The 22,670-nt window shown below is 46.8% G+C and carries 21 protein-coding genes; 6 read left to right on the top strand and 15 right to left on the bottom strand.

Translation table 11 applies throughout. The features are described from left to right. Positions 1-32: 32 nt before the first annotated feature. The 11 genes from NSS75_RS04730 to glvA form a co-directional block, all read right to left on the bottom strand. Positions 33-1,214, bottom strand: coding sequence for a Gfo/Idh/MocA family oxidoreductase (locus tag NSS75_RS04730; RefSeq protein WP_339237560.1), 1,182 nt, complete (start codon positions 1,212-1,214; stop codon positions 33-35). A gap of 9 nt (positions 1,215-1,223) precedes the next feature. Next, the gene (locus NSS75_RS04725; protein WP_024120624.1) at positions 1,224-2,165 is read right to left on the bottom strand and encodes a sugar phosphate isomerase/epimerase; all 942 of its coding nucleotides are present in this window, start codon (positions 2,163-2,165) and stop codon (positions 1,224-1,226) included. 27 nt (positions 2,166-2,192) lie between these two features. Further along, positions 2,193-3,641 carry a sugar porter family MFS transporter gene (locus NSS75_RS04720; RefSeq protein ID WP_024120623.1) on the bottom strand — a complete coding sequence of 483 codons (1,449 nt, stop codon included), beginning with the start codon at positions 3,639-3,641 and terminating at the stop codon, positions 2,193-2,195. 174 nt (positions 3,642-3,815) lie between these two features. Next, entirely contained in the window at positions 3,816-4,760 is a 945-nt protein-coding gene (locus NSS75_RS04715; RefSeq protein WP_101860277.1) for a helix-turn-helix domain-containing protein, read from the bottom strand. A gap of 95 nt (positions 4,761-4,855) precedes the next feature. Further along, positions 4,856-5,713 carry a VOC family protein gene (locus tag NSS75_RS04710; RefSeq protein ID WP_024120621.1) on the bottom strand — a complete coding sequence of 286 codons (858 nt, stop codon included), beginning with the start codon at positions 5,711-5,713 and terminating at the stop codon, positions 4,856-4,858. Between the two features lie 17 nt (positions 5,714-5,730). After that, positions 5,731-6,135 carry a DoxX family oxidoreductase CatD gene (catD, locus tag NSS75_RS04705; protein ID WP_024120620.1) on the bottom strand — a complete coding sequence of 135 codons (405 nt, stop codon included), beginning with the start codon at positions 6,133-6,135 and terminating at the stop codon, positions 5,731-5,733. A gap of 162 nt (positions 6,136-6,297) precedes the next feature. Then, positions 6,298-8,112, bottom strand: coding sequence for an ABC transporter ATP-binding protein (locus tag NSS75_RS04700; protein WP_024120619.1), 1,815 nt, complete (start codon positions 8,110-8,112; stop codon positions 6,298-6,300). Next, positions 8,106-9,827 carry an ABC transporter ATP-binding protein gene (locus NSS75_RS04695; protein ID WP_024120618.1) on the bottom strand — a complete coding sequence of 574 codons (1,722 nt, stop codon included), beginning with the start codon at positions 9,825-9,827 and terminating at the stop codon, positions 8,106-8,108. Before NSS75_RS04695 ends, NSS75_RS04700 begins: the two co-directional genes overlap by 7 nt. Positions 9,828-9,931: 104 nt before the next feature. Further along, positions 9,932-11,518 (bottom strand): PTS maltose transporter subunit IIBC, encoded by a 1,587-nt coding sequence (gene malP / locus NSS75_RS04690; RefSeq protein ID WP_024120617.1) that lies wholly within the window; start codon positions 11,516-11,518, stop codon positions 9,932-9,934. Between the two features lie 14 nt (positions 11,519-11,532). Next, the gene (locus NSS75_RS04685; RefSeq protein WP_024120616.1) at positions 11,533-12,297 is read right to left on the bottom strand and encodes a MurR/RpiR family transcriptional regulator; all 765 of its coding nucleotides are present in this window, start codon (positions 12,295-12,297) and stop codon (positions 11,533-11,535) included. 65 nt (positions 12,298-12,362) lie between these two features. Further along, a complete protein-coding gene (gene glvA / locus NSS75_RS04680) occupies positions 12,363-13,712 on the bottom strand; it encodes a maltose-6'-phosphate glucosidase (protein WP_044163674.1) in 1,350 nt (449 codons plus the stop codon). Positions 13,713-14,046: 334 nt separating this feature from the next. Here glvA and NSS75_RS04675 point away from each other — a divergent pair, with 334 nt between their 5' ends. From NSS75_RS04675 to NSS75_RS04650, 6 genes are read left to right on the top strand one after another with little or no spacing between them, the layout of a single operon-like run. After that, entirely contained in the window at positions 14,047-14,361 is a 315-nt protein-coding gene (locus tag NSS75_RS04675; protein ID WP_268545119.1) for a WXG100 family type VII secretion target, read from the top strand. A gap of 5 nt (positions 14,362-14,366) precedes the next feature. Beyond that, positions 14,367-15,569 carry a hypothetical protein gene (locus tag NSS75_RS04670; protein ID WP_024120613.1) on the top strand — a complete coding sequence of 401 codons (1,203 nt, stop codon included), beginning with the start codon at positions 14,367-14,369 and terminating at the stop codon, positions 15,567-15,569. A gap of 11 nt (positions 15,570-15,580) precedes the next feature. Then, positions 15,581-16,366: a hypothetical protein gene (locus tag NSS75_RS04665; protein WP_024120612.1), complete on the top strand. Its 786-nt coding sequence runs from the start codon at positions 15,581-15,583 to the stop codon at positions 16,364-16,366. A 16-nt stretch (positions 16,367-16,382) separates the two neighbouring features. Continuing rightward, positions 16,383-16,937: a YfjD family protein gene (locus NSS75_RS04660; protein WP_024120611.1), complete on the top strand. Its 555-nt coding sequence runs from the start codon at positions 16,383-16,385 to the stop codon at positions 16,935-16,937. Positions 16,938-16,947: 10 nt separating this feature from the next. Beyond that, complete coding sequence (locus tag NSS75_RS04655; RefSeq protein WP_255004918.1) at positions 16,948-17,502, top strand: YfjD family protein; 555 nt, start codon at positions 16,948-16,950, stop codon at positions 17,500-17,502. A gap of 50 nt (positions 17,503-17,552) precedes the next feature. Continuing rightward, positions 17,553-17,882 carry a YnfA family protein gene (locus tag NSS75_RS04650; RefSeq protein WP_081638253.1) on the top strand — a complete coding sequence of 110 codons (330 nt, stop codon included), beginning with the start codon at positions 17,553-17,555 and terminating at the stop codon, positions 17,880-17,882. A gap of 37 nt (positions 17,883-17,919) precedes the next feature. On the opposite strand, the gene NSS75_RS04645 is transcribed toward NSS75_RS04650, so the two are convergent. The 4 genes from NSS75_RS04645 to NSS75_RS04630 form a co-directional block, all read right to left on the bottom strand. Then, positions 17,920-18,099, bottom strand: a complete 180-nt coding sequence (locus NSS75_RS04645; protein WP_010333419.1) for a small acid-soluble spore protein H — start codon at positions 18,097-18,099, stop codon at positions 17,920-17,922. A 52-nt stretch (positions 18,100-18,151) separates the two neighbouring features. Next, entirely contained in the window at positions 18,152-19,969 is a 1,818-nt protein-coding gene (locus NSS75_RS04640) for a sigma-54-dependent Fis family transcriptional regulator (RefSeq protein WP_339236222.1), read from the bottom strand. Between the two features lie 102 nt (positions 19,970-20,071). Beyond that, positions 20,072-21,448 carry a dihydrolipoyl dehydrogenase gene (gene lpdA, locus NSS75_RS04635; RefSeq protein WP_339236219.1) on the bottom strand — a complete coding sequence of 459 codons (1,377 nt, stop codon included), beginning with the start codon at positions 21,446-21,448 and terminating at the stop codon, positions 20,072-20,074. A gap of 18 nt (positions 21,449-21,466) precedes the next feature. Further along, the gene (locus tag NSS75_RS04630) at positions 21,467-22,663 is read right to left on the bottom strand and encodes a dihydrolipoamide acetyltransferase family protein (protein ID WP_339236216.1); all 1,197 of its coding nucleotides are present in this window, start codon (positions 22,661-22,663) and stop codon (positions 21,467-21,469) included. Between the last annotated feature and the right edge of the window lie 7 nt (positions 22,664-22,670).

Below are 22,670 nucleotides of genomic sequence, written 5' to 3'. Positions count from 1 at the left end.
AACTTTATGTCATATGCGGCGTTTCCACTTATTTATTTGAATTCAACCCAGACTGATCCTTGGTCTGCTGAACGCACGCAATTCTCAATCCAGCGGATGCCCTCGATCCCTGCATCAATGTCAGGATAGACTAAGTTGTTCAAGGTTTCTTCATCTTCGCGATTTTTAGCGTCAATTGCTATGGCAAACTTAAGATAAATATTGGCCCACGCCTCTGACAGCCCTTCGCTGTGTAAGGCGCCGAGACGTTCATCGGCGCTGCATGCACCATCTAAATATTGCATGCCGCGAACGAGTGTCTGAATCGGCTCTCCCTGCACTTCATACGTCAGTTCGTTCGGTTTGCTGTCCCACCATTCGATGCTTGCTTTAGAGCCAACAATTCTGATTCTGTGGCCATCCATACACCCTGCATTGATTGATGATGTCCACATCGTCCCGACCGCCCCGTTTTCATAATGCATTAGCACATGGGCATTATCCTCAAGCGGCGTGCGGCTGCCGACGAAGCTCTGGCGGTCACACAGCAGCTCTTTTATTTTCATATGCGGCATAATAAGCTGCGACATATAATACGTGTGGGTAGATAAATCGCCCAGCACAAAGCTTGGCCCGGCGATCGCAGGGTCGACACGCCATTTCTGTGCAGCGCTTATGTTTTCGCCTTCATCTGCTGCACAAAAACCGTGTGTGTACTGCAAGTCAACCACACGAATATCGCCGATCTTGCCCTGCTCAATTATCGCACGCATTTGAAGGAGCATTTGATTGCCGGAAAAACCGTATGTCACGCCGACAATTTTCCCTTTTTTCTCCGCGAGCGCTTTGATTTCATAGCCCTCTTCTGAAGTGAAGAACAGCGGTTTTTCACAAATGACATGCAGATCTGCTTCAAGCGCTGCCTTACAGATCTCATAATGAGTGCCGTTCGGAGTGGCAATCGATACAACCTCTATGCCATCCTCTCTTTTCGTTTCCTCCGCAAACATTGTTTGATAGTCGGGATAACAGCGTTCCGCTTCCACTCCGAGGTTCACCCCGAAGTCTTTTCCTCTTTCGGCATCGATATCAAAGGCGCCTGCGGTTAATTGAAAGGCAGTATTGTCTCTCAGCGCTCCAATACGATGTTTATATCCAACCTGGCTGAGCCGCCCGCCGCCTACCATTGCCCAGCGCAGCGGTTTTGAAATGGTTCTTTCTCCATTTAGCATGATGAAAACCTCCTATTGGCTGATGGTTTGTTTTAAAGCTTCTATCGATGTGCGGATGCCCGCTTCCGGTGACATCGTCAGGTCCTCCATTTCTAAGGAAACCTCACCGTCATACCCCATCATTTTTACGACTGAAAAAAATTCCTTCCACCACTGTAAATCCTGTCCGCAGCCGACAGCTACATAATTCCATGCCCGGTTTGCAGGATCTGTCACTTCTTTTGTTTCTAACAGCCCGTTAACCGCAGCTAAATGTCTTTCAATTCTGACATCTTTTCCGTGAACATGGTGAATGGCTTCTCCGAGCTCCCTTGCTGCGATGATTGGGTCTGCGCCCATCCATAACAAATGGCTCGGGTCAAGATTCAAACCGACCATCGGGCCGACTGCATTTCTGAGCCGAAAGAGAGTCTCAGGATTATAGACTAATTGAGAGCTGAAATTTTCAAGCGCGATTTTTTCAACACCGCAGGCTTCCGCTTTTTTGACAAGCTCCTTCCAATACGGAATCGCAACATCTTCCCATTGATAATTGAGTATATCTTTTAAAACAGGAGGCCAGCTCACTGTGTATGTGATCCAGTTCGGCACTTTGTCGTCCGGGCCGCCGGCTGGCAGGCCGCTCATCATGATCACTTTTTTGACGCCTAATAATCCAGCCAGCTCCATCGTTTTGTCAGTTACTTCTCTGTGCAATTTGCCCAGTTCGCCTGGATCCAAAGGATTCCCCGAGCAGTTTAAAGCGCAAAGTGTCATATTCCGCTTTTCCAGCGCTGCTGAAAATTCTTCTCTTTTGTGACTGCTTTGCAGCAGTTCATCAAGATTCAAGTGAGGCGCAGGCGACCAGCCTCCGGTTGTCATTTCAAGCGTATCAATGCCAAGCTCCGCGGCAAAATTGAGCATTTCTTCAAAAGGCAAATGTCCTAAACTGTCTGTTACATAAGATAGTTTCATTGATAGATTCCTCCTAGTATCTGCAGGTTACGATAAGTGAGTTGTTTGATTTTGGATTTCCTGATCATCGCGGCGGCCATACTGGCGAAAGGAGTGTTCAAGCTGTTCAAGTGACCGCCCTTTTGTCTCAGGCACATATTTTTTCACAAATAGAATCGCTAGGATATTCATAGCGACAAAGATAAAAAATGTCGCCGACATCCCAATATGATTGAGCAAAATGGGAAAGGTGAATCCAATGAGAAAGTTAGCTGTCCACAAGCAGAAAGTACTGATCCCCATACCAAGTCCCCGCACATGCATAGGGAAAATTTCTGAGAGCATGAGCCACGTCACTGTAGAAATGGCTGTCTGCTGAAATGCAAGAAACAAAACGGTCAAACTCAGAACAACATACGGCAGGGCGAGTGTTCCTTCAAGGACAATAGATAAAATCCCGATCAGCAGAAGAGCTGTCATCGTGCCAATCTGTCCGATGATCAGCATGGGCCGACGGCGGACTTTGCCGAGAAGCCATATCCCAAAAATGACCGCAATAACTGAAATAACACCGTTTGCAATATTGCCGATTAATGCAGCTTCTGTTTGAAAACCGGCTTCTCTCAGAATTTCTGTCCCATAGTACATGATTGAATTGACACCGGTAATTTGCTGTACGATGGCGATTCCGATCCCAATCAATAAAATGCGCCTGATCCACGGCTCTTGAAAATCATGAAAGCCTGCCTTTTTTGCTGTGCCCTCAATCGCATGTTTGATTTCTTTTATTTCCTGCTGTGCCCGGCTGTCTTCACGGATTTGCCGAAGCACCCGCAGGGCGTCACCCATTCTGCCTTTAACTGCCAGCCAACGCGGGCTTTCAGGCACGATGAGCATTCCAAACCATAACACAACAGCTGGAAGTGTCGCGATGACCAGCATATACCGCCATACATTTGCGCTCTCCCCCATTCTGCTGCCGATAATGGCGTTAAAGGTGTATGCCAGCAGCTGGCCAATTACGATCATCAGTTCATTTTGTGTCACGATTCGTCCCCTGCGTTCTGCCGGCGAAATTTCCGCTAAAAAGGTTGGAACCGTTACAGAAGCGCAGCCAACCGCCAGTCCGAGCAGAAAACGAAAGGCAATCATCACGGACGCGTTTGGTGAAAAGGTGCAGCCAAGTGTGGCTGCGATGAAGAGTAAGGCTAAATAAAGGATCGTTTTTCGGCGGCCGTGACGATCGGACAGACGTCCTCCAAACATCGCCCCAAAGGCTGCCCCGAGAAGCAGGGAACTCGCAACCAGTCCTTCTGTAACAGGTGTAAGATTCAGTTGACCTGCAGTTGCCATAAAAGGAAGTGCCCCATTAATGACACCCGTATCGTAACCGAACAATAGGCCGCCGAATGTAGATACCAATGTAATCGTTCGTAAAAGCCCTTTATGAGCTAAGCTTTCTTTTTCTTTTACAGCCTCTTTCTTTTTAGTACTCACGGCTTTCTTCCCCTTCTTTCAAGAATGGCAGAGCACCCGACACCAAGCATAAGCCAATGCATCCCTCCTTCAGCAACATTCATTGTTGTAACCGCTTTCTAAAAAGATTATAAGACAACGAGATTTCTCGCGTCTTTATCATATGAAGACATTGTTTTGTCATTTCAGGACATCTTATTCGTGCGGCTTGGCCTGTTCGGTTTTTTGAAAAGGTTTATTGATTTGAAATGCGGTCATTTTTGAATCTTTATAAAGGGAACGGAAAAGCCCTGGAGAGCTGCCGATTTTGGCGGAAAATATGCGAGTGAAATAATGTACTGAGAAACCGATTTCTTCTGCTATTTCTTTAATCGACAGAGTCGTTGATTTCAGCAGCTCGGCAGCTTTATTTATTTTTTCATTTTGGACAAATTCTGAGTAGCTGACGCCCAGTTCTGCTGCAAATAAACGTGATAAATGTCTCCCTGAGATATGAAAGTGGCTGGCGACATCCGTCAGCTTTAACGGCTGTGACAGATTGTCTTTTATGTGCAGTTTCACCTCTGTCAGCAAAGCAGAAGATGTGTGAATGGGCTGCTTTTGTTTCGAGCGATGGGCGGCCGGGAGAAAGGTTTGGATTAATGACAGGATCAATGCATGCGACAAATGAGATAGGATCTCTTTGTCAAAAGTATTGACAGGCTGCGCTGCTTGCAGCATTAATGTTTTCCAAAGCAGGCCCGGCGGTTCGCCAGCTTTCATTTGCATTGTGATAAGGGGACTTTGTTTCACTTTTTCCATCACTTTGATCCATTCGGCGCTTGACTGATCCTCGCTCAGCTCGAAAGCAACATAAAAAAGGAACAGACCTGTTTCACTTTTGATTTGGTGCAAATGATCCGGCTTTGACAAAAAAATCGTCTGTTCACGAAGCGGATATGTACGATCGCCTTCAAGGTAATATCCTTCACCTCTTACGACGTAACAAATTTCATAAAAGGAATGCTTATGAAGCAGTGTGTTATAGTGGTTCGTCATCGCTCCCCAATAGTGGACGTAAAATAAAACATCCTTTTGCTCTAAGCGATGCACATATTGATTTAAAGCGATTTTGCCCGTCACAAGGTGATTGAGTTCCATGTAAACGCCTCCTAACAAGTTGGTTCTCCCATCATAACAAGGCGGACAGAAATAAAAAATCCCCCTGCCGTTTTTTACGGGCAAAGGGATGACAGTTAAATCACAAATTTGATATGTGCTCCGGAGACAGGGTCTTTCACAAGAAAATGGTTTTCCGTTTCTTCAAGCGAATATCCAGCGTTTTTGACTCGGTCCGCCACACGTTTGAGTTCCTCCTGATAAGGCAGGACAACGGTGTAATAGTCGAGCCCGCTCGCATTTGCCGGCTTAGGCGGCGCATGTTTCCCAGCCCAGATGTTTAAGCCGATATGGTGGTGGTAGCCACCGGCTGAAATGAAGAGAGCAGACATGCCCGCATAGTCTCCGACAATGTCAAAGCCCAGCACATCTGTGTAAAACGCTTTTGCTTCTTTCAGATCGCTGACATGCAGATGAATGTGCCCGATGACCGTACCGTTTGGAAGCGTTGTTTTCCGCTCTTCTCCGGCCTCTTCCAAAAGGCCCTCGATGTCGACAGCAGTTGTTGTCATGACGTAGTTTCCTTCACGATCCCGCTGCCAAGTGCTGCGAGGACGGTCAGCGTACATTTCAATTCCGTTTCCGTCAGGATCAGAGAGATAGAGCGCCTCACTGACAGCGTGGTCTCCCTGTCCGAGGGCAATCCCGTTTTCAATCAAGCGGGCGAGTGCGATACCAAGTTCCTTTCTGTTGGGAAGCAGAATCGCAAAGTGATACAGGCCCGTTACCGTGCGTTCAGGCAAGACGACAGCGCTTGGATTTTCTTCCAGAATAAGCAGGGGGCGTTTTCCGTCAGCCGTTAATTCAGCTTGGCGGTCCGTCTTATTCAAGACTTGAAAGCCGATCACGTTGCAGTAGAACTGAAGGGAACGCTCCAGACTGCGGATTGTGAGTTTGACATAGCCAATGGTTGTATCCTCATGAATGCTGGTCATGCTGTATGCCTCTTTTCTTATGCTGATACGTTTTCGTTCTTTTTTGCTTTAAACACAAATGGGTCCAGTGCCAGGAATCTGCTTCCAGTAAGCGCCAGGTGAATGGATGTCAAAAGCAGAAGGTAATCAAATTCTGCATTGCCCATGAATGGCGCTTTCAGCTTCACTGTAATAATGGCTCCGATCAATGTGAGAGCAAACAGAACACCTACAATACGTGTAGCCAATCCGAAAAAGACGAGCACTCCGCCAACGAGTTCAATCGCTGCGATGACATACGCCATAAAGCTTGGAAGGCCTATGCTGCCGAAAAATTGGATGGTGCCCTCCATTGCCTGAAACTTTGATAAACCGTGAACAAAAAAGATAATACCTGTGATGACTCTTAAAAGTAATGTGCCAATTTCAAATGATTTATTCATTTTTATCCTCCTTGATAAATGTTATCACTTACTTAATGTAAGCTAGTATATATACATAACTTGTTTACGTCAAGTAATTTTGTTACATTTTACGAAATTGAAATAAAAGTACTATAAATCTGTAACAAAAAAGACCTTTATGCAGGACAAAGGTCTTTTTCTTTATTTCTGAAATTGGCTTTCGTATAAGTCACTGTAAAATCCTTTTTGGCGTACCAGCTCATCATGGCTGCCTTTTTCAATCATTTCGCCGTCTTTTAATACGACAATCTGATCCGCTCTTTGAATGGTATTCAGCCTATGAGCAATGATAACGCTCGTTCTCCCCTCCATTAAACGGGCAAGCGCTTCTTGGATTTTCACTTCTGTTACGGTATCAATGTTGCTTGTCGCTTCATCCAAGATGAGCAGAACCGGATCGGCCAGCACGGCTCTTGCTATGGAGATCAATTGTTTCTGTCCTTGACTGATGCCCGAGCCGTTTTGCGTCAGCACTGTATCATATCCTTTTGGCATCCGCTCAATAAAGCTGTGGGCATTCGCTGTTTTTGCTGCGGCCTCGACTTCCTGATCGGAGGCATCGAGCCTGCCGTAGCGGATATTTTCTCTGATCGTGCCTTGGAACAAGAACGAATCCTGAAGCACAAACCCCATATTTTTTCTCAGGCTCGCCCTTGTCAGCTTTTTAATATCAATCCCGTCAATTAAAATGCTCCCCTCATTGGGCTCATAAAAACGGGCAAGCAGATTGGTAACAGTGGTTTTACCCGCTCCCGTCGGGCCGACAAAGGCGATTGACTGCCCGGCCGGCACTGTGAATTGGAGGTGTTTCAGTGTCTGATTGTTTTCCTCGTAGCCGAAGGAAACATTTCGGAATTCAATGCCGCCTGTTTGTATCGGCTGATGCAGGGCACTCTTTTCATCCTCACGCTCCTCTTTTTCATCCAGCACGTCAAACACCCGTTCAGCGCCGGCAATAGCGGACAGCATCGTATTAAACTGATTGGCCAGATCATTTAATGGACGCGTAAACTGTCTTGAGTACTCGGCAAAGACAACGATGGTGCCGATGGATATCCAGCCTTTCAGCGCAAACAGTCCGCCGATTGCAGCAATGATCGTAAAGCTTAAATTGTTTAAAGAGTTCATCACTTTCGGGATAAAGCCGGAAATCGTCTGTGCCCAGAAGCCTGAAGTCTTGAGTGCGGCGTTTTTTTCCAGAAATTCAGCTGTAATCTGGTCTTCCCGTGAATACGCTTTGATGACCTTTGCGCCTGAAATGCTTTCTTCAATATATCCGTTCAGCTCGCCAAGATTTTTTTGCTGTTCTTTAAACAGTTTCCCCGTACGGTTTGTGATCCATTTCAGACTCACCGCCATTACCGGAATGATCGTCAGCGTGATCACCGTCAGAAGCGGACTCATGTACAGCATGACGGCAATCGTTCCGACGAAAGTGATGACGCTCGACAGAATTTGAATCACCGACGTATTTAAAGTGGAGCTGACATTTTCGATGTCATTGGTCACCCGGCTCATCAGCTCACCATGCCGCTGTTTATCAAAAAACGGGATCGGCAGCTCATGCAGATGGGTGAACAGCTCGCTTCGCATTCTAAAAACTGTGCCTTGCGAAATCGTGATCATCCAATAGTTTTGAAACCAGAGTGATAAAGATTGAATGAGATATATGCCAAGCAGAATGAGCAGAACGGGAATAAGCCCGCTGACCGTCTGGCCGACGATGAAATGGTCGATGGCCTTTCCGATCACAAAGGGGCCGAGGAGGCCGAATATCGCGCTGATTACGACCATCAGCATAACGAGTATGAGCAGCCCTTTTCGTTCTGCCAGGTAAGACCAGATTCGTCTCAGGGTGCCTTTTGTATCCTTTGCTTTCGCCCTTTTTTTGGCGCGTTCTTTTTTATCGATTGGGATTTTGGGATATTGGAAAGGCTTGCGGATGTCTTTCAGCACGACTCGCTCCCCTCCCTTCCGAATTGTGACTCGTAAATGCGCTTATATAAATGTGAGTCAGAAAGCAGCTGGCTGTGTGTGCCTTTTTCTATCAGCTCTCCATCCTCGAGCAGCAAGATTTCATCAGCTTTCATGGCCGTTGTTATTTTTTGTGTAATGATTAAGGTTGTGCACTCATATGTGCTGATGGCCTCAAGCAGATTCGCTTCCGTTTGCAGGTCAAGCGCGCTTGTGCTGTCATCCAAAAGAAGGATGGAGGGTTTTCTGATCAGTGCCCTTGCAATAGAAATCCGCTGCTTTTGGCCGCCGGACAAATTGACGCCTCTTTGTCCCAGGACGGTATCATATCCCTTCGGAAGCTTCATGATCGTTTCATGGATTTGCGCATGTTTGGCCGCTTCCATTATTTCATCAAGTGAAGCATTTTCTTTGCCCCAAGCAATATTTTCTTTGATCGTGCCTGAGAACAAGAGCACTTCCTGGGGCACAAATCCGATTTGCTTGCGAAGGCCCTCCGCCGGAAAGTCATCAATAGGCTTTTCATCTATGTAAATGCTGCCCGAATCCGGCTGATAAAGCCGCGGAATGAGCTGAAAAAGCGTCGATTTCCCTGATCCTGTCGCCCCGAGAATCGCGATCGTTTCTTTCGGCTTTGCGGAAAATGAGACATTGCGCAGCGCTTCTCTGTCCATATCCGGATATCGGAAGGACACATCCTGAAAGTCAATTCGGCCTGACAAGCGAGATGAGAGTAATCCTTCCTCCTGCTCGTCACCTTCTGTTTCAAGCACCTCGCCGATTCTGTCGCCTGAGGCTTTTGCCCGGGTGAAAATCATAATCAAAAACGGGAACATAGAAAGCGCACCCGTAATTCGTGTCGCATAGTTAATAACCGCAACGACATCGCCGACTTGAGAACCTCCGCTTGTGATGCTGTGAGCTCCCGCCCATAAAATAAAAAGAATGCAGAGGTTCATCAGCAGCATCAGCACAGGCATCGTAAATTCTACAAGCTGAAATGCCGAGACCGTTTTTTGCATCAGCATCGTGTTTGCTTTGATAAATCTCTTGACCTCATGGCTTCCGCGCAGCAGCGCTTTAATCAGCTTGATCGCAGTTAAATTCTCCTGCATGATCGTATTCACCTGATCCAGCCGCTTCTGCACAGACCGGAACAGCGCCCCGCCCTTTTTCAGTACCCAAAGCAAAAACAAAATCAGGATCGGAATCGTCACAAGAAGAAAAAAGCCGAGCTTCACATTAACGGCGAGTGACAGCGCAATGCCGCCCAAAATCATTAACGGCGCACGTAGCATAAACCTCAGGCTCATAAAAATCAGGTTTTGCACCTGTGTTACATCATTTGTCAGCCTTGTCATATAGGATGAGGACGAAAACTGTCCAAATGTTGAATAAGAGAAGGACTGGATTTTTTGAAAAAGCCCTTTTCTCGTATCGTAGGAAAAGCTTTGGCTGACATGGGCAGCGTAAAAGGAATTCAGCATCCCCGCCGCAAATGATAAAATGGTCAGACCGATCATGACCGCACCCCATATCCAAACGTGCCGCATGTCTTGCTTCAAAATCCCATCGTCGATGATTTTTGCGATCAATAGAGGCTGTACCAGTTCAACCGCGAGTTCCGTCAGCATGAGAATCAGCGCAATTCCCACCAGAAGTGAGTATGGTTTTAAATATGATAAAGCCTTTGACATGTAAAAGCCTCCAAATCCCTTATACTCGATTGTCTCTTTCTTTACTTTACTATGATGGTCTTTTTGACGGCAAACGAAAACCCTCCCAAAAAGGAGGGTCTGCTTTATTGATTTAATAGTTTTTCCACACGCTCCCGCATCTGCGGCACACTCAATCCGATAATCACCTGAAACGCTTTCCCGTTTCTGACGACGCCGTGTGCGCCAAGCGCGCGGAAGACGCTGTCGGGTTCGACCTTTTTTTCATCCTTGACGCTGACTCTGAGGCGGGTGGCGCAGTTTGTGACCTCGGTGATGTTGTCTTTTCCGCCTAACGCTTCGATGTACAATGCAGCGGTTTCATCTGCCGTTTCTGCAGCGGAGGCTGTTTCATCCTTTTTATTTTTTCTTTCTCTGTATTCTTGTTTCGAATACAGCTTTGTTTCCTGCTGATCGTCAATTTCCCGTCCCGGTGTGGCAATATTGAATTTGAGGATCAGAAATCGGAAGACGAAAAAATAAATTGCAGTAAATGAGAGTCCAATCAGAATTTGATACACATACGTCATACCGTGGCTGCCAAAGAGCGGAATCCAGTTCAGGGTAACCGCCTCAATTAACCCGCCCCCCATGTTTCCGACAACACCGGCCATATACATGACCGTCGACATTGTCGCGGCGAGTACGGCGTGAACCGCAAATAGGAAAGGAGAGATGAATAAGAAAGTAAACTCAATCGGCTCTGTGATGCCGGCGACGATGGCCGTGAGTGTGACAGGAATCAGCAGGCCGGCAACGAGTTTTTTCTTTTCCTTTTTGGCTGTGACATAAAACGCGAGCGCAATCCCCGGAATGCCGAAGATTTTTGAATTGCCGTGAAGCGCGAATCCGCCTTGCGGGAACAGCTCCTTCAGCGGTTTGGCGCTTTGTGAATATTCACCAAGGTGCTGCGCCCAATACGTGACGATCCCGCCTTCTGCCACAGCCGGGCCGTAGATGAACGGCGTGTAAATAAAATGATGAAGACCGGTCGGAATCAAAATCCGTTCCAAAAATGTGTAAATCCAAACGCCCACCGCCCCGGAAGCGACAAGAAAGCTTTGAAGCGACCCGATTCCCGTTTGGACCATCGGCCAGATAAAAGACACGGCCAGAGCGACCGGAATCATAATGAAGAAGGAAATCATGACGATATACGTGGAGCCTTGAAAGATGCCGAGAAAATCAGGCAGTTTTTTATCAAAATAGCGGTTATGCAAAAATACGACAATGGAAGAAATAAAGATTGCCCCGATAATGTTGGTATCAAGCGTTTTAATGCCGGCAATCATCGTTAATCCGCTCGTTCCGCCGACCTCTTGATTCATATCGACGCCAAAGGCGCCTCCCCAGACTGTCAGGATCGAGCTGACAAAATAATTAAACGTTAAATAAACCGTAAGCGCTTCCAAACAAGCGCGCGCCTGAGCTTTTTTCGCCAAAGCGACTGGAATGCCGATGGCGAATAAAAGCGGCATTTGATTAAATACCGTCCAGCCGCCTTGCTCAATGATATACCAGCACTGATACCAAAACCCGTCAGGATCAGCGAGCGGCCCCATCAGGGTTTCGTTTTTGAAAAGCGTGCTGACACCCACGATAATGCCGGCGAACGCAAATAATAATACAGGCACAAACATCGCGCTTCCAAAGCGCTGGACTTTTTGCATCATACCAAAACCCCCTGCTACTCAATGTCGTTTTTTTCAGCTTCTTTGTAATCAACATATGCGCGGAACAATGCTTCGCCAACGAGAAAAAACGGCGCAAAAGCGACAATTTCTTTTTTATCACTCAATGTCACGGGCTTGCTTGTCGCATAAAGATTATGCGGTGTGAGCTGGGCGAGGACATTGTTTTTCAAATTCGTAATGGAAATAAAGGGAACTCCCTTTGCGGAAAGCATTCTTGCCTGCGGAATCAGCTCAGGCGTTTCTCCGGACAGCGAAATGATGATAAACAGGTCATTCACCTTAAAATCATCCTGCATCTGGTCAAATTCATTTCTGCCCTCAATTAAAATCAGATACTTATTGAGAGGGATAAACATTCTTTGCAAATCATGGGCGCATATCTTTTGCGCCGTTCCGGACCCGTACACGAAAATGCGGTCCGCTTCATCAATCAGCTGGCACATGTCCGTCATGTCCTTTGTCCTTATAAATTTCAAATTTGCTTCAATATCATCCAGCAGCTTTTGAAAACTCATACTCTCGCCTTCTTCCGGCTGATCTTCCCACTTCAAAAAAACGCGAAATTCACTGTAGCCGCTGAAACCGAGCTTTTGGGCAAGACGCAAAATCGAGGAACGCGATACGCTGCATGCTTTCGCAAGGGCATCGATTCCAAGACGATAGCACGTGTTCTTGTGATTCAATATATATTTCAAAATATGAAAATCATTGTCATTTAATTTACTGTAATGCTGATTAATCAGTTCTTCGAGCTGCATATCAGATCCCCCCATTTTCTTTCTATTATATACAATATAGATTTCGAAAATGGGGGATTTTTCAGTTATGAGATACGGCTCGGGCTTTGATCAAGCTCAGGCCAGAAATCTTTGTTGGCCTCCAATAAATCTTCGAGAATAAGCCTTGCCACACGGGCGTTCGGCACTGTTTTTGAGAGAATGAGCGCCTGCCATAGCTTTTGGAAGGATTTTTCCGTCCACGCCTCAACTGTCAATTTTTCAACTGATACCTGCTGTTCCATCAGTCCTTTTTGGAACTGCGGAATGTTTCCGACTGTGATCGGTTCAGGCCCGTTTGAGCCGACGATACACGGCACCTCTACCATCGCTGTCGGGTCAAAGTTTGCGATTGCGCCGTTATTTTCAACGATTAAAAGCATTCTTTCACCTGTATTGTAGGCAATGGCGCGGGCAAGATCGACGATATATGACGCGTGATCGTCTATTTTGATTTCGCTGTTTTTAGAGGACTGCTCGCGTGCAATCATGTCGCATTGGCTGAAAATAAAGGCTTCGCGTCCTTCCATGACTTCGTTTGCCCGCGTATGGTTCGGATTTGATTTTTTCACCATGTCATCCGGGAACAGATAATATTGTAAATACGTATTCGGCAATGTGTCCGGATCGGCGGCCTGCACGTCACGCGCTTTTGCGAACGTGTCATTCCAGCTCGCCTCCACCGCCTCGGACTCTGCGTTCGGAATATACCCGTACTGAGACACATGTTCCTTCAGCTTCGGCATTAAATCATTGCCCTCTTGATCCTGAATGGATGTCCACCAGCCGAAATGATTTAATCCATAATACCGGACCTTCATTTCTTTTCTTGAGGACAGGCCGAGAATTTGCGCCATACGGTCTTCGATACCGACCGGCATATCACAGATGTTGAGGATTTTTGAGTTCGGTCTGAGGCGTCTCGTTGCTTCCGCCACAATCGCCGCCGGGTTGGAGTAATTCAGCATCCACGCATCTGGCGAGTATGTTTCCATGTAATCTAATATTTCAAGCACGCCGCCAATTGAACGCATACCGTATGCGATACCGCCCGGTCCGCATGTCTCCTGGCCCACAACTCCGTACTTCAGCGGAATTTGCTCATCAAGCGCACGCATCGCGTATTTCCCTACCCTGATGTGTGCCATGACAAAATCAACGTCTGTAAAAGCTTCTTCCGGGTCAGTCGTCGCTGTAAATTCAATTTCGGGTGCTTTTTCTCTGATAAAAACGTCACAGGCCCCCGCGATCCGCTCCTGTCTTTCCTTATCATTGTCATACAGCTTCAGCTTTCTGATCGGAAACTCATCCAAATGGTCTAAGAGCATCAGAACAATCCCGGGAGTAAATGTGCTCCCTCCGCCCGCTATTACGATTGAGAATGATTTTTTCTTCATATGACGACCTCCTTGATAACGTTTACATTTTATTTATATCATGTGACAGCTTGTCTCGTAATGCTTTTGGCGCACTTAGGTCATTTGATCAGTTTTAGTTTTTTTTCCCATTGAGCGGGAAATTTCTCACTTATCTATCAGTTCAACAATTTGATTTTTTTACCTTTTTTGTAATCTCAAAGTCTCATCATCTGTGAAATTTGAGTGAATATACGCCCTTCCAATTCTTATGAAAAGGTTCTTTTGTACGATTCGGATACATGCCGAATTATTTATAATCATTTATATAAAACATCCATTTGTGCGTTAATTTAGGAAAGGCAGGGGACAAAAGTTGGACTCACATAAAGTCATCGAGCTTGCAAATCAGTACAGTGCAGCCGCAGAAGAGGTCAGAAGCTCAAAAATGCTCCTTGACTCCCGGTTATCTGCATTGGGCGATACGTGGCAGGGAAAAGCAAGAGACACATTCGACCAGGATTTCGAGGAAACAAAAGCCGCCTACGAGCAGTTCGAACAGGAGCTGCTTGAAACAAGCCAGGAACTTAAGGCAGCTGCCGTAAAAATAGAAGAACGAAAAGCTGAGATTGCCAGAATGGAAGAATTAGAAAGAAAAGCAAGAGAGGAAAGACATAAACTCGAGAGGTGAATAGCGTGTCAGGAAACATTGCAGTTGATCCGGATAAGCTTGAACAGCTGGCAAATGATGTGGTCACAGAATTAACTGATATGGAAAACAAATATAAGGATTTGCATGCGGAGCTGGGACAGCTGATTTTACAATGCGATCCCCGCTACAGCAGCTGTTTTTCGGGGGTTGGGGATGCTTGGAGCTCAGGAAAAGCACTCGTCAGCAAGCTGAGTGACAATGAGATATTCATCAGAAAAACGAGCGACAAATTTGTTGAGCAAGACAATATTTTACGAAAGCTTTATAACGCTTACGACAAATACGGAACGATGACAAGCTTAACCGCCCTGATGCTGACCCAGGGAAAATACTACGGATTAGGGCTTACAAAGTTTGTGAAACAGCCAAGCGGCTTACATACTGCACGGCATTCAAAGCTTCTATTGGACATTTCCAGAGCAGTAGACAGCTCCCGTTATCAAAAAGCAGCCAGAGTGCTTTTGAACCCAAAATATCTGTTTAAAAAGACAAACCGGCCATTTTCTGATTTGGTACATAAAAAGTTTACAAAATACTTTCCGCAGGACACGGTGGATTTTTCAAACAGCGTAAGGAGCTATACAAGAGGATTTGTTAATGAAGCCGGCGTACGCTCAACACTGAAGGATGTCGGAAAAACAGGCTTGAAATTCGCAAAAGGAAATGCCATTACAGCGACACTGATAACCGGAGCGACAGAAACGTTTGGAGCAGGCTTAAAGATCGCAGAAAATTACGCGAAATACGAAGACAAACCCGAAGTGCTCAAACGGGAAAATGCAAAAGCTGTTGGCAATGCAGTGAATAACACTATTTTTGTCGCTGGCGGCGCAACGGCAGGCGCTGTAATAGGCGGGGCGATCGGAAGTTTTGCAGGCCCTGTTGGTACTGTCCTCCTTGGCGCAGCTGGCTCTTATGTTGGCGGAGTGGTAGGAGAACAAATTGCCAAATTTACGGCAGGTTTCGCCGAAAAGGCAGCCTTAAAGCTGAAAGAACCGATTCATGCTGTTGTAAATACTGCCAAAAAGGGGCTGGAAGCGGCCGGCAAAGTCGTAAAAACGGTGAATGACGGCATAGATGCGGCTAATAAAACAATTCATAAAGGAATGGCCAAAGCAAAGAAAACGGCGGACTCGCTCATACACGGCGCAACTCATTTCCTTAAAGGCAAACTTTCATTCGGATAGGAGAATAAATCATGAATCAGTTTACGATCAGCTTAGAAGAGCTCATATTTTGTTTTTACAGCGAAGGCTTTTTTGAACAGGGCATGTCACTGAAGCAAGCCTATTTTCCTGAAGTAGAAGATGAGCAGCTCGGATTTTTATTTGAAGCGGCCTGCCGTTCGCTTTTGGCGAAGGATGCTGCTGAATATCGGAATCATCAATACAGGTTAAAGGACGAGTATTGCCCGTTTATCCACGTATTAAATGACGCGGACTATACAGTGAAGCTTTCCAAGTTTGACGAGCAAGGCAGCGAACGGAATGTTTCCTGCCATGTTTCAAAATTTGGCACCTACTCCCATGAGCTTCTTTTTGATGAGCAAGTACATAGTATAAAAAAAATGGAATCAAGCGACGGATTACTTACAAAAACAGCTGAGTTTTTAAATATAATAGATACCGAGGATAAAAGCGAATCTATCCTGACTTTGACATCAAAAGAATTTGAAGCACTTCTGGAAGGTGCTTCCGAGACTCCCTCATACCTGAAGGAATTCCTTGGAAAGCACGACTACCAAGAGGACATTACCCGGTTTATAAATGATTTGTCATTACGTAAAGGAAAGATGGATACCCTGATGCGCCTGTCTTACGATAAAGATAACGCACCGGAAGTGGATGACATGGCTTTTATCCTGCCCGGCACCCGCCATACTTGGCTTGTAACGGGTATCACCCAGAATGAATTTACTGTCATGGCTGCTCATAAGGATGTTGTAAATCAAATCATTTCAAAACCGAACGAGAATCTGAATTGATAAAAGGAGAAGAGCATTGGAAAATCAAGTAGTCGAAGTCAAAAGCAGAATGTTCCTGAGAATATGGGCTTTTGTCGGATCTGCCGGTATGGGGCTTGCTTGTTTATGGCTGTTTTATATGGGGATTACCTTTCAAACGAAATATTATCTCCTAGCCATTCCAGCAGGTTTTCTATTCACCTTGTTTTGTTTATATTTATTTATCATCTTTTTTCCTGCCTTTACCTCTAGGGGAAATATCATCTTCCGTATTAAAACCGGAAAAGATGGTGAGATATTCACTGACAAAGCGGCTGTGAAATTTGCCGATATCAAGAAAATTGAAATGAATCGCAATAAATACCGCTTAAAAGGGATTTTTCAGGAAGATGTCATAATTCAAACAACTGACCACAAGACAATTCGCATTCCGACTTGGAACATCATTCCAAACCCTTTGTTTTTTGAAGCGGTTGAACGTTATATTGTCCCACATATGAATGATGAAGCGAAAACGAATTGGATCGGTCAGTTTACAGAGATTCAGCGCAATGTGTATTTAAAGGAATTTGAGAATCATCCGAAGCTATAGGAGCAGCACATTGGAATCACATGATATCGAAGTCAAAAGCAGAATGTTTTTCAGAATCTGGCTGTTTCTCGCAACAGGCGGCGCCGTTATTGCAGGCGTGTGGCTGGTATCAGAAGCCATTACGTTCGAATCCAAGTACTCTCTGCTTTATTTGGGCGGCGGATTGATGGCGATTGTCTATGGCTTGATCACATTTTCTATGGTTTTACCGGCGTTCACAAGCCGAGGACATGTTATTTTTCGTATTAAACAAGGGCCTGATGGGGAAATCTTCACAAAAAAACGCAGCGTGCCTTTTACTGAAATCAAGCGCATTTATATGGGACGCCATCAATACAGTTTGAAAGGGATTTTCTTTGAGGATATTATCATTGAGAAGAATGACGGCAAGATCGTTCGTATTCCGACTTGGAACATCATAGCTAATCCATTATTTTTCGAAGCGGTTGAACGTTATATGCTGCCCCATATGACGGAAGAGGCGAAAAACAATTGGATCAGCCAGTTTACGGAGATTCAGCGCAGTGTGTATTTAAAGGAATTTGAAGAGAATCCAAAGCTTTAACGCCTCTCTCTCCTTTATAATGAAATGTAATTGAAGTTTGAGGGGTGCGCGTGATGCTGATGACCATTCTTTTATTTCTCGCGGCGGGACTTGCTGAAATTGGCGGAGGCTATTTGATTTGGCTGTGGCTGAGAGAAGCGAAGCCCGTCGGATACGGGGCAGCCGGGGCGCTGATATTGATTGTATACGGCATTCTCCCGACGTTTCAATCCTTCCCTTCCTTCGGCCGTGTATATGCCGCTTATGGAGGGGTGTTCATCGTACTAGCTGTCTTTTGGGGGTGGCTTGTCGATCGGAAAACTCCTGATCTGTATGACTGGATCGGCGCACTGATTTGTCTGATAGGCGTTTGTGTGATCTTATTCGCGCCGCGAGCATAAACAAAATGGCCTGCTTATGAAAGCGGGCCATTTTTGTTTAATCCTCTTTTAAGTTGTTCAGCAGCACTTCATGCTCCTGCTGCGGTTCGTCCAGCGGATAAATTCTTGCTGTTCCGGTTTCTTCATTCACATGCTGAATGTAAATCGGAACTCCGTTATAAGTTACTTTCTTCATATCCGGTGATTCCACGATTTCTTTCGCTCTCTGTATATTCATCTCAACACCCTCCTTCACCCATAACGTTTCCATTTCTTGAAAGAAGTATGCTTTATGATCCAGCGGTCATATTAAATTTTTTCAATCGTTTGTAGAAGGTGCTGCGCGGAATGCCGCTGATTTTCGCGGCTTGGGAGACGTTTCCTTTTGCCGTTTCAAGCGCATTGATAAGGATATCTTTTTGAATTTGCTCACGGAGAGTAAGCGCCTTTGTTTCAGCCCCCTTTTCTTTTACGGGGCCGATCGGCAAGCCCGACGCTTCGAGCAATAAGGAAAGCGGCTCGTCACTCAGCCGTCCGTCCGGAAACCTGATGGAAAGGCGTTCAAAGACATTAAACAGCTCGCGGATATTCCCCGGCCACTTCCATTGCTTCAGTACGTCCAAAAAGGCAGGCGGAAGCTCTCCCGGCCATCCATTTTTCTGTGTGTAGCACGCAAAGAGGGCCTCAATATCTTCGAGGCGGTTCCGCAGCGGAGGAAGATGAATCGGGTAGACATGAAGGCGGTAAAACAGGTCCTCTCTGATTTTTCCGCTTTCTGCGAGTTCACGCAAATCACAATGTGTGGCTGCAATCACTCTGATATCAACCGGAATTTCTTTTGTCCCGCCGACCGGCGTAATCTTGCGTTCCTGAAGCACCCGTAAAAGCGCCACCTGCATCGAGTGGGAAATTTCTCCGATTTCATCTAGAAATAAGGTGCCGTGATTCGCTTTTTGGAAGGCGCCTTTGTAGCCATCTCGTTTCGCTCCTGTAAAAGCGCCTTCTGCATAGCCGAACAGCTCGCTTTCGATTAAATCCGACGGGATCGCTCCGCAATTCACGGCTACAAACGGGCCGTTCTTACGGTCGCTGTTTTCATGAAGCGCGCGGGCCGCGACTTCCTTGCCCGTGCCGGTTTCACCCGACAGGCAAACTGTCGCATCAGCCGCGGCCGCTCGTTCGAGGCTTTTGAGCATCGCTTGCGATTGCCTGCTTTGTCCGAGGACTCCATTGAATCGAAAGGCCGGCTTTTTCTTTTGTTCCGATAAATAAAAACAAGTGCCGCTGTCCCCCATGGTGACCGCTTTATCGATTGTAAAACCCCTTTCCTTCAACTCATAAAGATGCCGGCCTTGCCAATCCGGTATTGACGATCGTATCGGTAGGCTTGCGCCGATGATGTGCTGTTTGGCATTACAAAGCACGATCGGTACACGGGACGCTGTCCTATCAGCAAAGCGGCTGAGCAGTTCAAGCTCTTTCTCCCTGCTTTTGGCTGCCAATTCCCTTTCCGCGGCAAAGGCAATGGCCGCGGAAATGCCGAGCATATTTAGGGGTGTGTGCGCTGCCGGGCAAGAGATATCAATCACTCCCGCAAGACTGCCGTCCTCATAATGAATCGGTGCTGCTGAGCAATTCCAGTGATGGGAGGCGACAGAATAATGCTCTGAACCTTGAATGACAACCGGCTCGCTAATGTGAAGCGCCGTTCCGATTGCATTTGTGCCAACCGCCGTTTCCGTCCAGCACGCGCCTTCGATAAAGTTAATGCGTTTGGCTTCATGGAGCGCGCGGCGATGCCCGTCAAGCGCCAGCACCACGCCGTCCGCATCAATTAATAGCGCCATCATTTCCATTTCTTTTATTGCAGGCAGCAATTTTTCCAGGTAAGGCATTGCGGTCGACAGAAAGAATGAATGTTTGTTTGACTGCTGATCCAGCTCCGTTTGCTGCAAAACCTTCGGGCCTTTTTCCAAATAGGGGTTAACCTCAGCCTTTCTGCAGCGATGCCAGGACTCGGCTATCCTTTTTCTTATTCGGGCTTCGTCCAGCACGCCGTCCTTCACAAAACGTTTCCAGGTTTGCAAATCGTTCGGGATCGAATTCATTCCTTGATCGTTCCTCCCTTACACGCCGTTTTCATCTATTGTAGGGGAAAAGTAAAGCGCTTTCAACAATAAAAAAGCCGGCGTATTCGCCAGCTTTTCTTGTTATGCATGCACCGCAAGCCCAATTGTGCTTAACAATGCTTCGTGCAGCGTTTCCGAGAGCGTCGGATGGGCCGCGATAAAATGCTCTGCCATATCCGCCGTCATTTCACCGTTCATGATGGCAGCCGCCTGGCCGATGAGCTCGGTCACATCCGGTCCGATCATTGAGACTCCGACGATTTCGCCGAACTCCGGTTCCGCCACGATCTTGACCTTTCCTTCCGCTTGGTGTTTGATGAGCGCCTTCCCGTTTGCGGCAAAAGGAAATTCACCAATCTGTACTTCTCCGTAAACGTGTCTTGCCTGTTTTTCCGTCAATCCGATACATGCGATTTCCGGCGATGTGTAAATACATCGGGGCACGTTTTTTTCGTTCATTTTGATGTCGCGTCCTGAAGCGTGTGAAGCGGCGATGATTCCTTCATGGAAAGCAGCATGGGCCAGCTGAATGCCACCGATCGCGTCCCCGCATGCGTAGATATGAGGCACATTGGTCTGCATCTGCTCATTTACGGGAATACCTTTTTGGGAAAAATCAATTCCCGCCTGGTCAAGCTGTAATCCATCCAGATGAGGTTTTCTGCCGATCGCCACCAGTACATAATCGGCCTTCGTCTTAAACTCACGCTGTCCGCTTTTCCATATCGCCGTTTTGGCTGCTTGATCAACACGCTCTAACCGGGAGGAGGTATGAACTTCAACTCCGTCTTCCTCAAGCTTTTCCTGAAAGTGACGGGCGATATCCTCATCCTCTGCCGGAATCAGCTGGTCGGCTGTTTCAATGATCGTCACCTTCGTTCCAAGTCTGGCGAACAATCCGGCATACTCGCAGCCGATCACACCGCCGCCGACAATTACAAGCGAAGCGGGAATGTCTGAAAGGGCGAGTGCGTCTTTGCTGTCAATCACCCATTCGCCGTCAAACGGGGCAAAGGGCAGCTCGATCGGCTCTGATCCGGTTGCGATCAATATTTGTTCCGCCTCTCTGATTTCTTTTCCGTTCTCCCCTTTGATCAAGAGCTTCTTGTCAGAAAGAAAGGAAGCCTCTCCCTTCACGACTTGTATTTGATTTTTTTTCATTAAGTACTGTACGCCTTGGACAAGCTGGCTGACAACCTGCTGTTTTCGGCTCTGCATTTTGTCCCAATCAACCGATATTGCACCGGGCGGAAGCTCAATGCCGAAGCGCCCGGCATGTTTGATTTTATCGAGCACATTTGCGCTTTCTAACAAAGACTTCGTCGGAATGCAGCCTTCATTCAGACAGGTTCCTCCAAGTGAGCCTTTGTCAATGAGCAGCACCTTTTTTCCCTGCTGTGCCGCTGAGACTGCTGCCGCATAGCCCGCTGGTCCCCCTCCGATAATGGCTAATGTCATGTTCTTTCACCTGCTTTTCTATAAAATTAACGCTGCCGGTTCCTCCAAATATGTTTTGATCGCCTTCAGAAACTCAGCGGCCGGAGCGCCGTCACAGACTCTGTGATCAAATGTCAGGCTGAGCGGCAGGATCGTACCTCTGACAATCTCCTCCCCTTGAAAAACCGGCGTGTCAAAGCTTGCTCCGATGCCGAGAATGCCTGTTTCGGGCGGATTTAATATCGGCGTAAAATGCTCCACGCCGGATGCGCCAAGGTTTGTGATTGAGAAGGTCGAGCCTTGCAATTCTTCGCTTCCCGTCCGTCCCTCGCGTGCTTTTTTGGCATGTTCTGAGATGGATTGAGCCAGTTCGATCAGCGATTTCTTTTCAGCATGGCGGATCACAGGCACAACCAACCCTTTTTCAAGAGCAACAGCCATTCCAAGATGAACATGAGGATGTGTGATAATGCGCTCATTTTTGTAGAAGCTGTTCAGCATAGGGTGTGATTGTAGAGCGAGCACCGCAGCTCTTGAGACAAAATGAGTGATCGTCAATTTCGTGCCGTGCCGTTCCTCAGCTGTCGGCGAAAGCTGTTTTTGAAGAGCTGCCAGCTTAGTGATATCAGCCTTCATTGTAATCGTCAGCTGGGCGCTGTTTGCCAAGCTTTCCTGCATTCTGGATGCGATCACTTTTCTCATGCCTGTAACTGGCGTTTCCTGCGCCTTTTGCTCAGAAACCGGCTCTGTCTGCTCTTTTTTCTGTTCAGCAAGCGCCTTTGTTACATCGTCTTTCACGATTCGCCCGCCTGGTCCTGTGCCCTTCAGATTTTTCAGGTCTAACCCTGCTTTTTCCGCTATTTTTCTGGCGACTGGAGAGATTTTCAGTCTGTCTTTTTTAGTGTTTGCGGGTTTGTTCTCCTGTTTAGGAGGCTGGGGATTGGCTTGCCTGCTAGCTTCAGCGGCTGGCTCTTCCGTTTCTTCCTGCACCGATTCATTGGCGTTCCCGATATAGCAGATGGCTGTACCGGGCGGAACCTCTTCCCCTTCTTTCACCTTAATATCAATCAGCGTGCCCTTTTCAGGCGCTTCGATTTCCATTTCTATTTTCTCCGACTGAATGCTGGCGATGCTTTCTCCCTTTTCAACCGGATCTCCCACTTTTTTGTTCCAAATCGATACTTCTCCTTGTTTCATGGCCATTCCCAACTTTGGCATCACTACTTTGACCGCCATATGTGTC

The organism is Bacillus sp. FSL K6-1012, assembly GCF_037964915.1.
Taxonomy (GTDB): domain Bacteria; phylum Bacillota; class Bacilli; order Bacillales; family Bacillaceae; genus Bacillus; species Bacillus halotolerans.
Note: the sequence above shows the minus strand (reverse complement) of the source record. Positions and strands in the feature narration are given on the sequence as shown.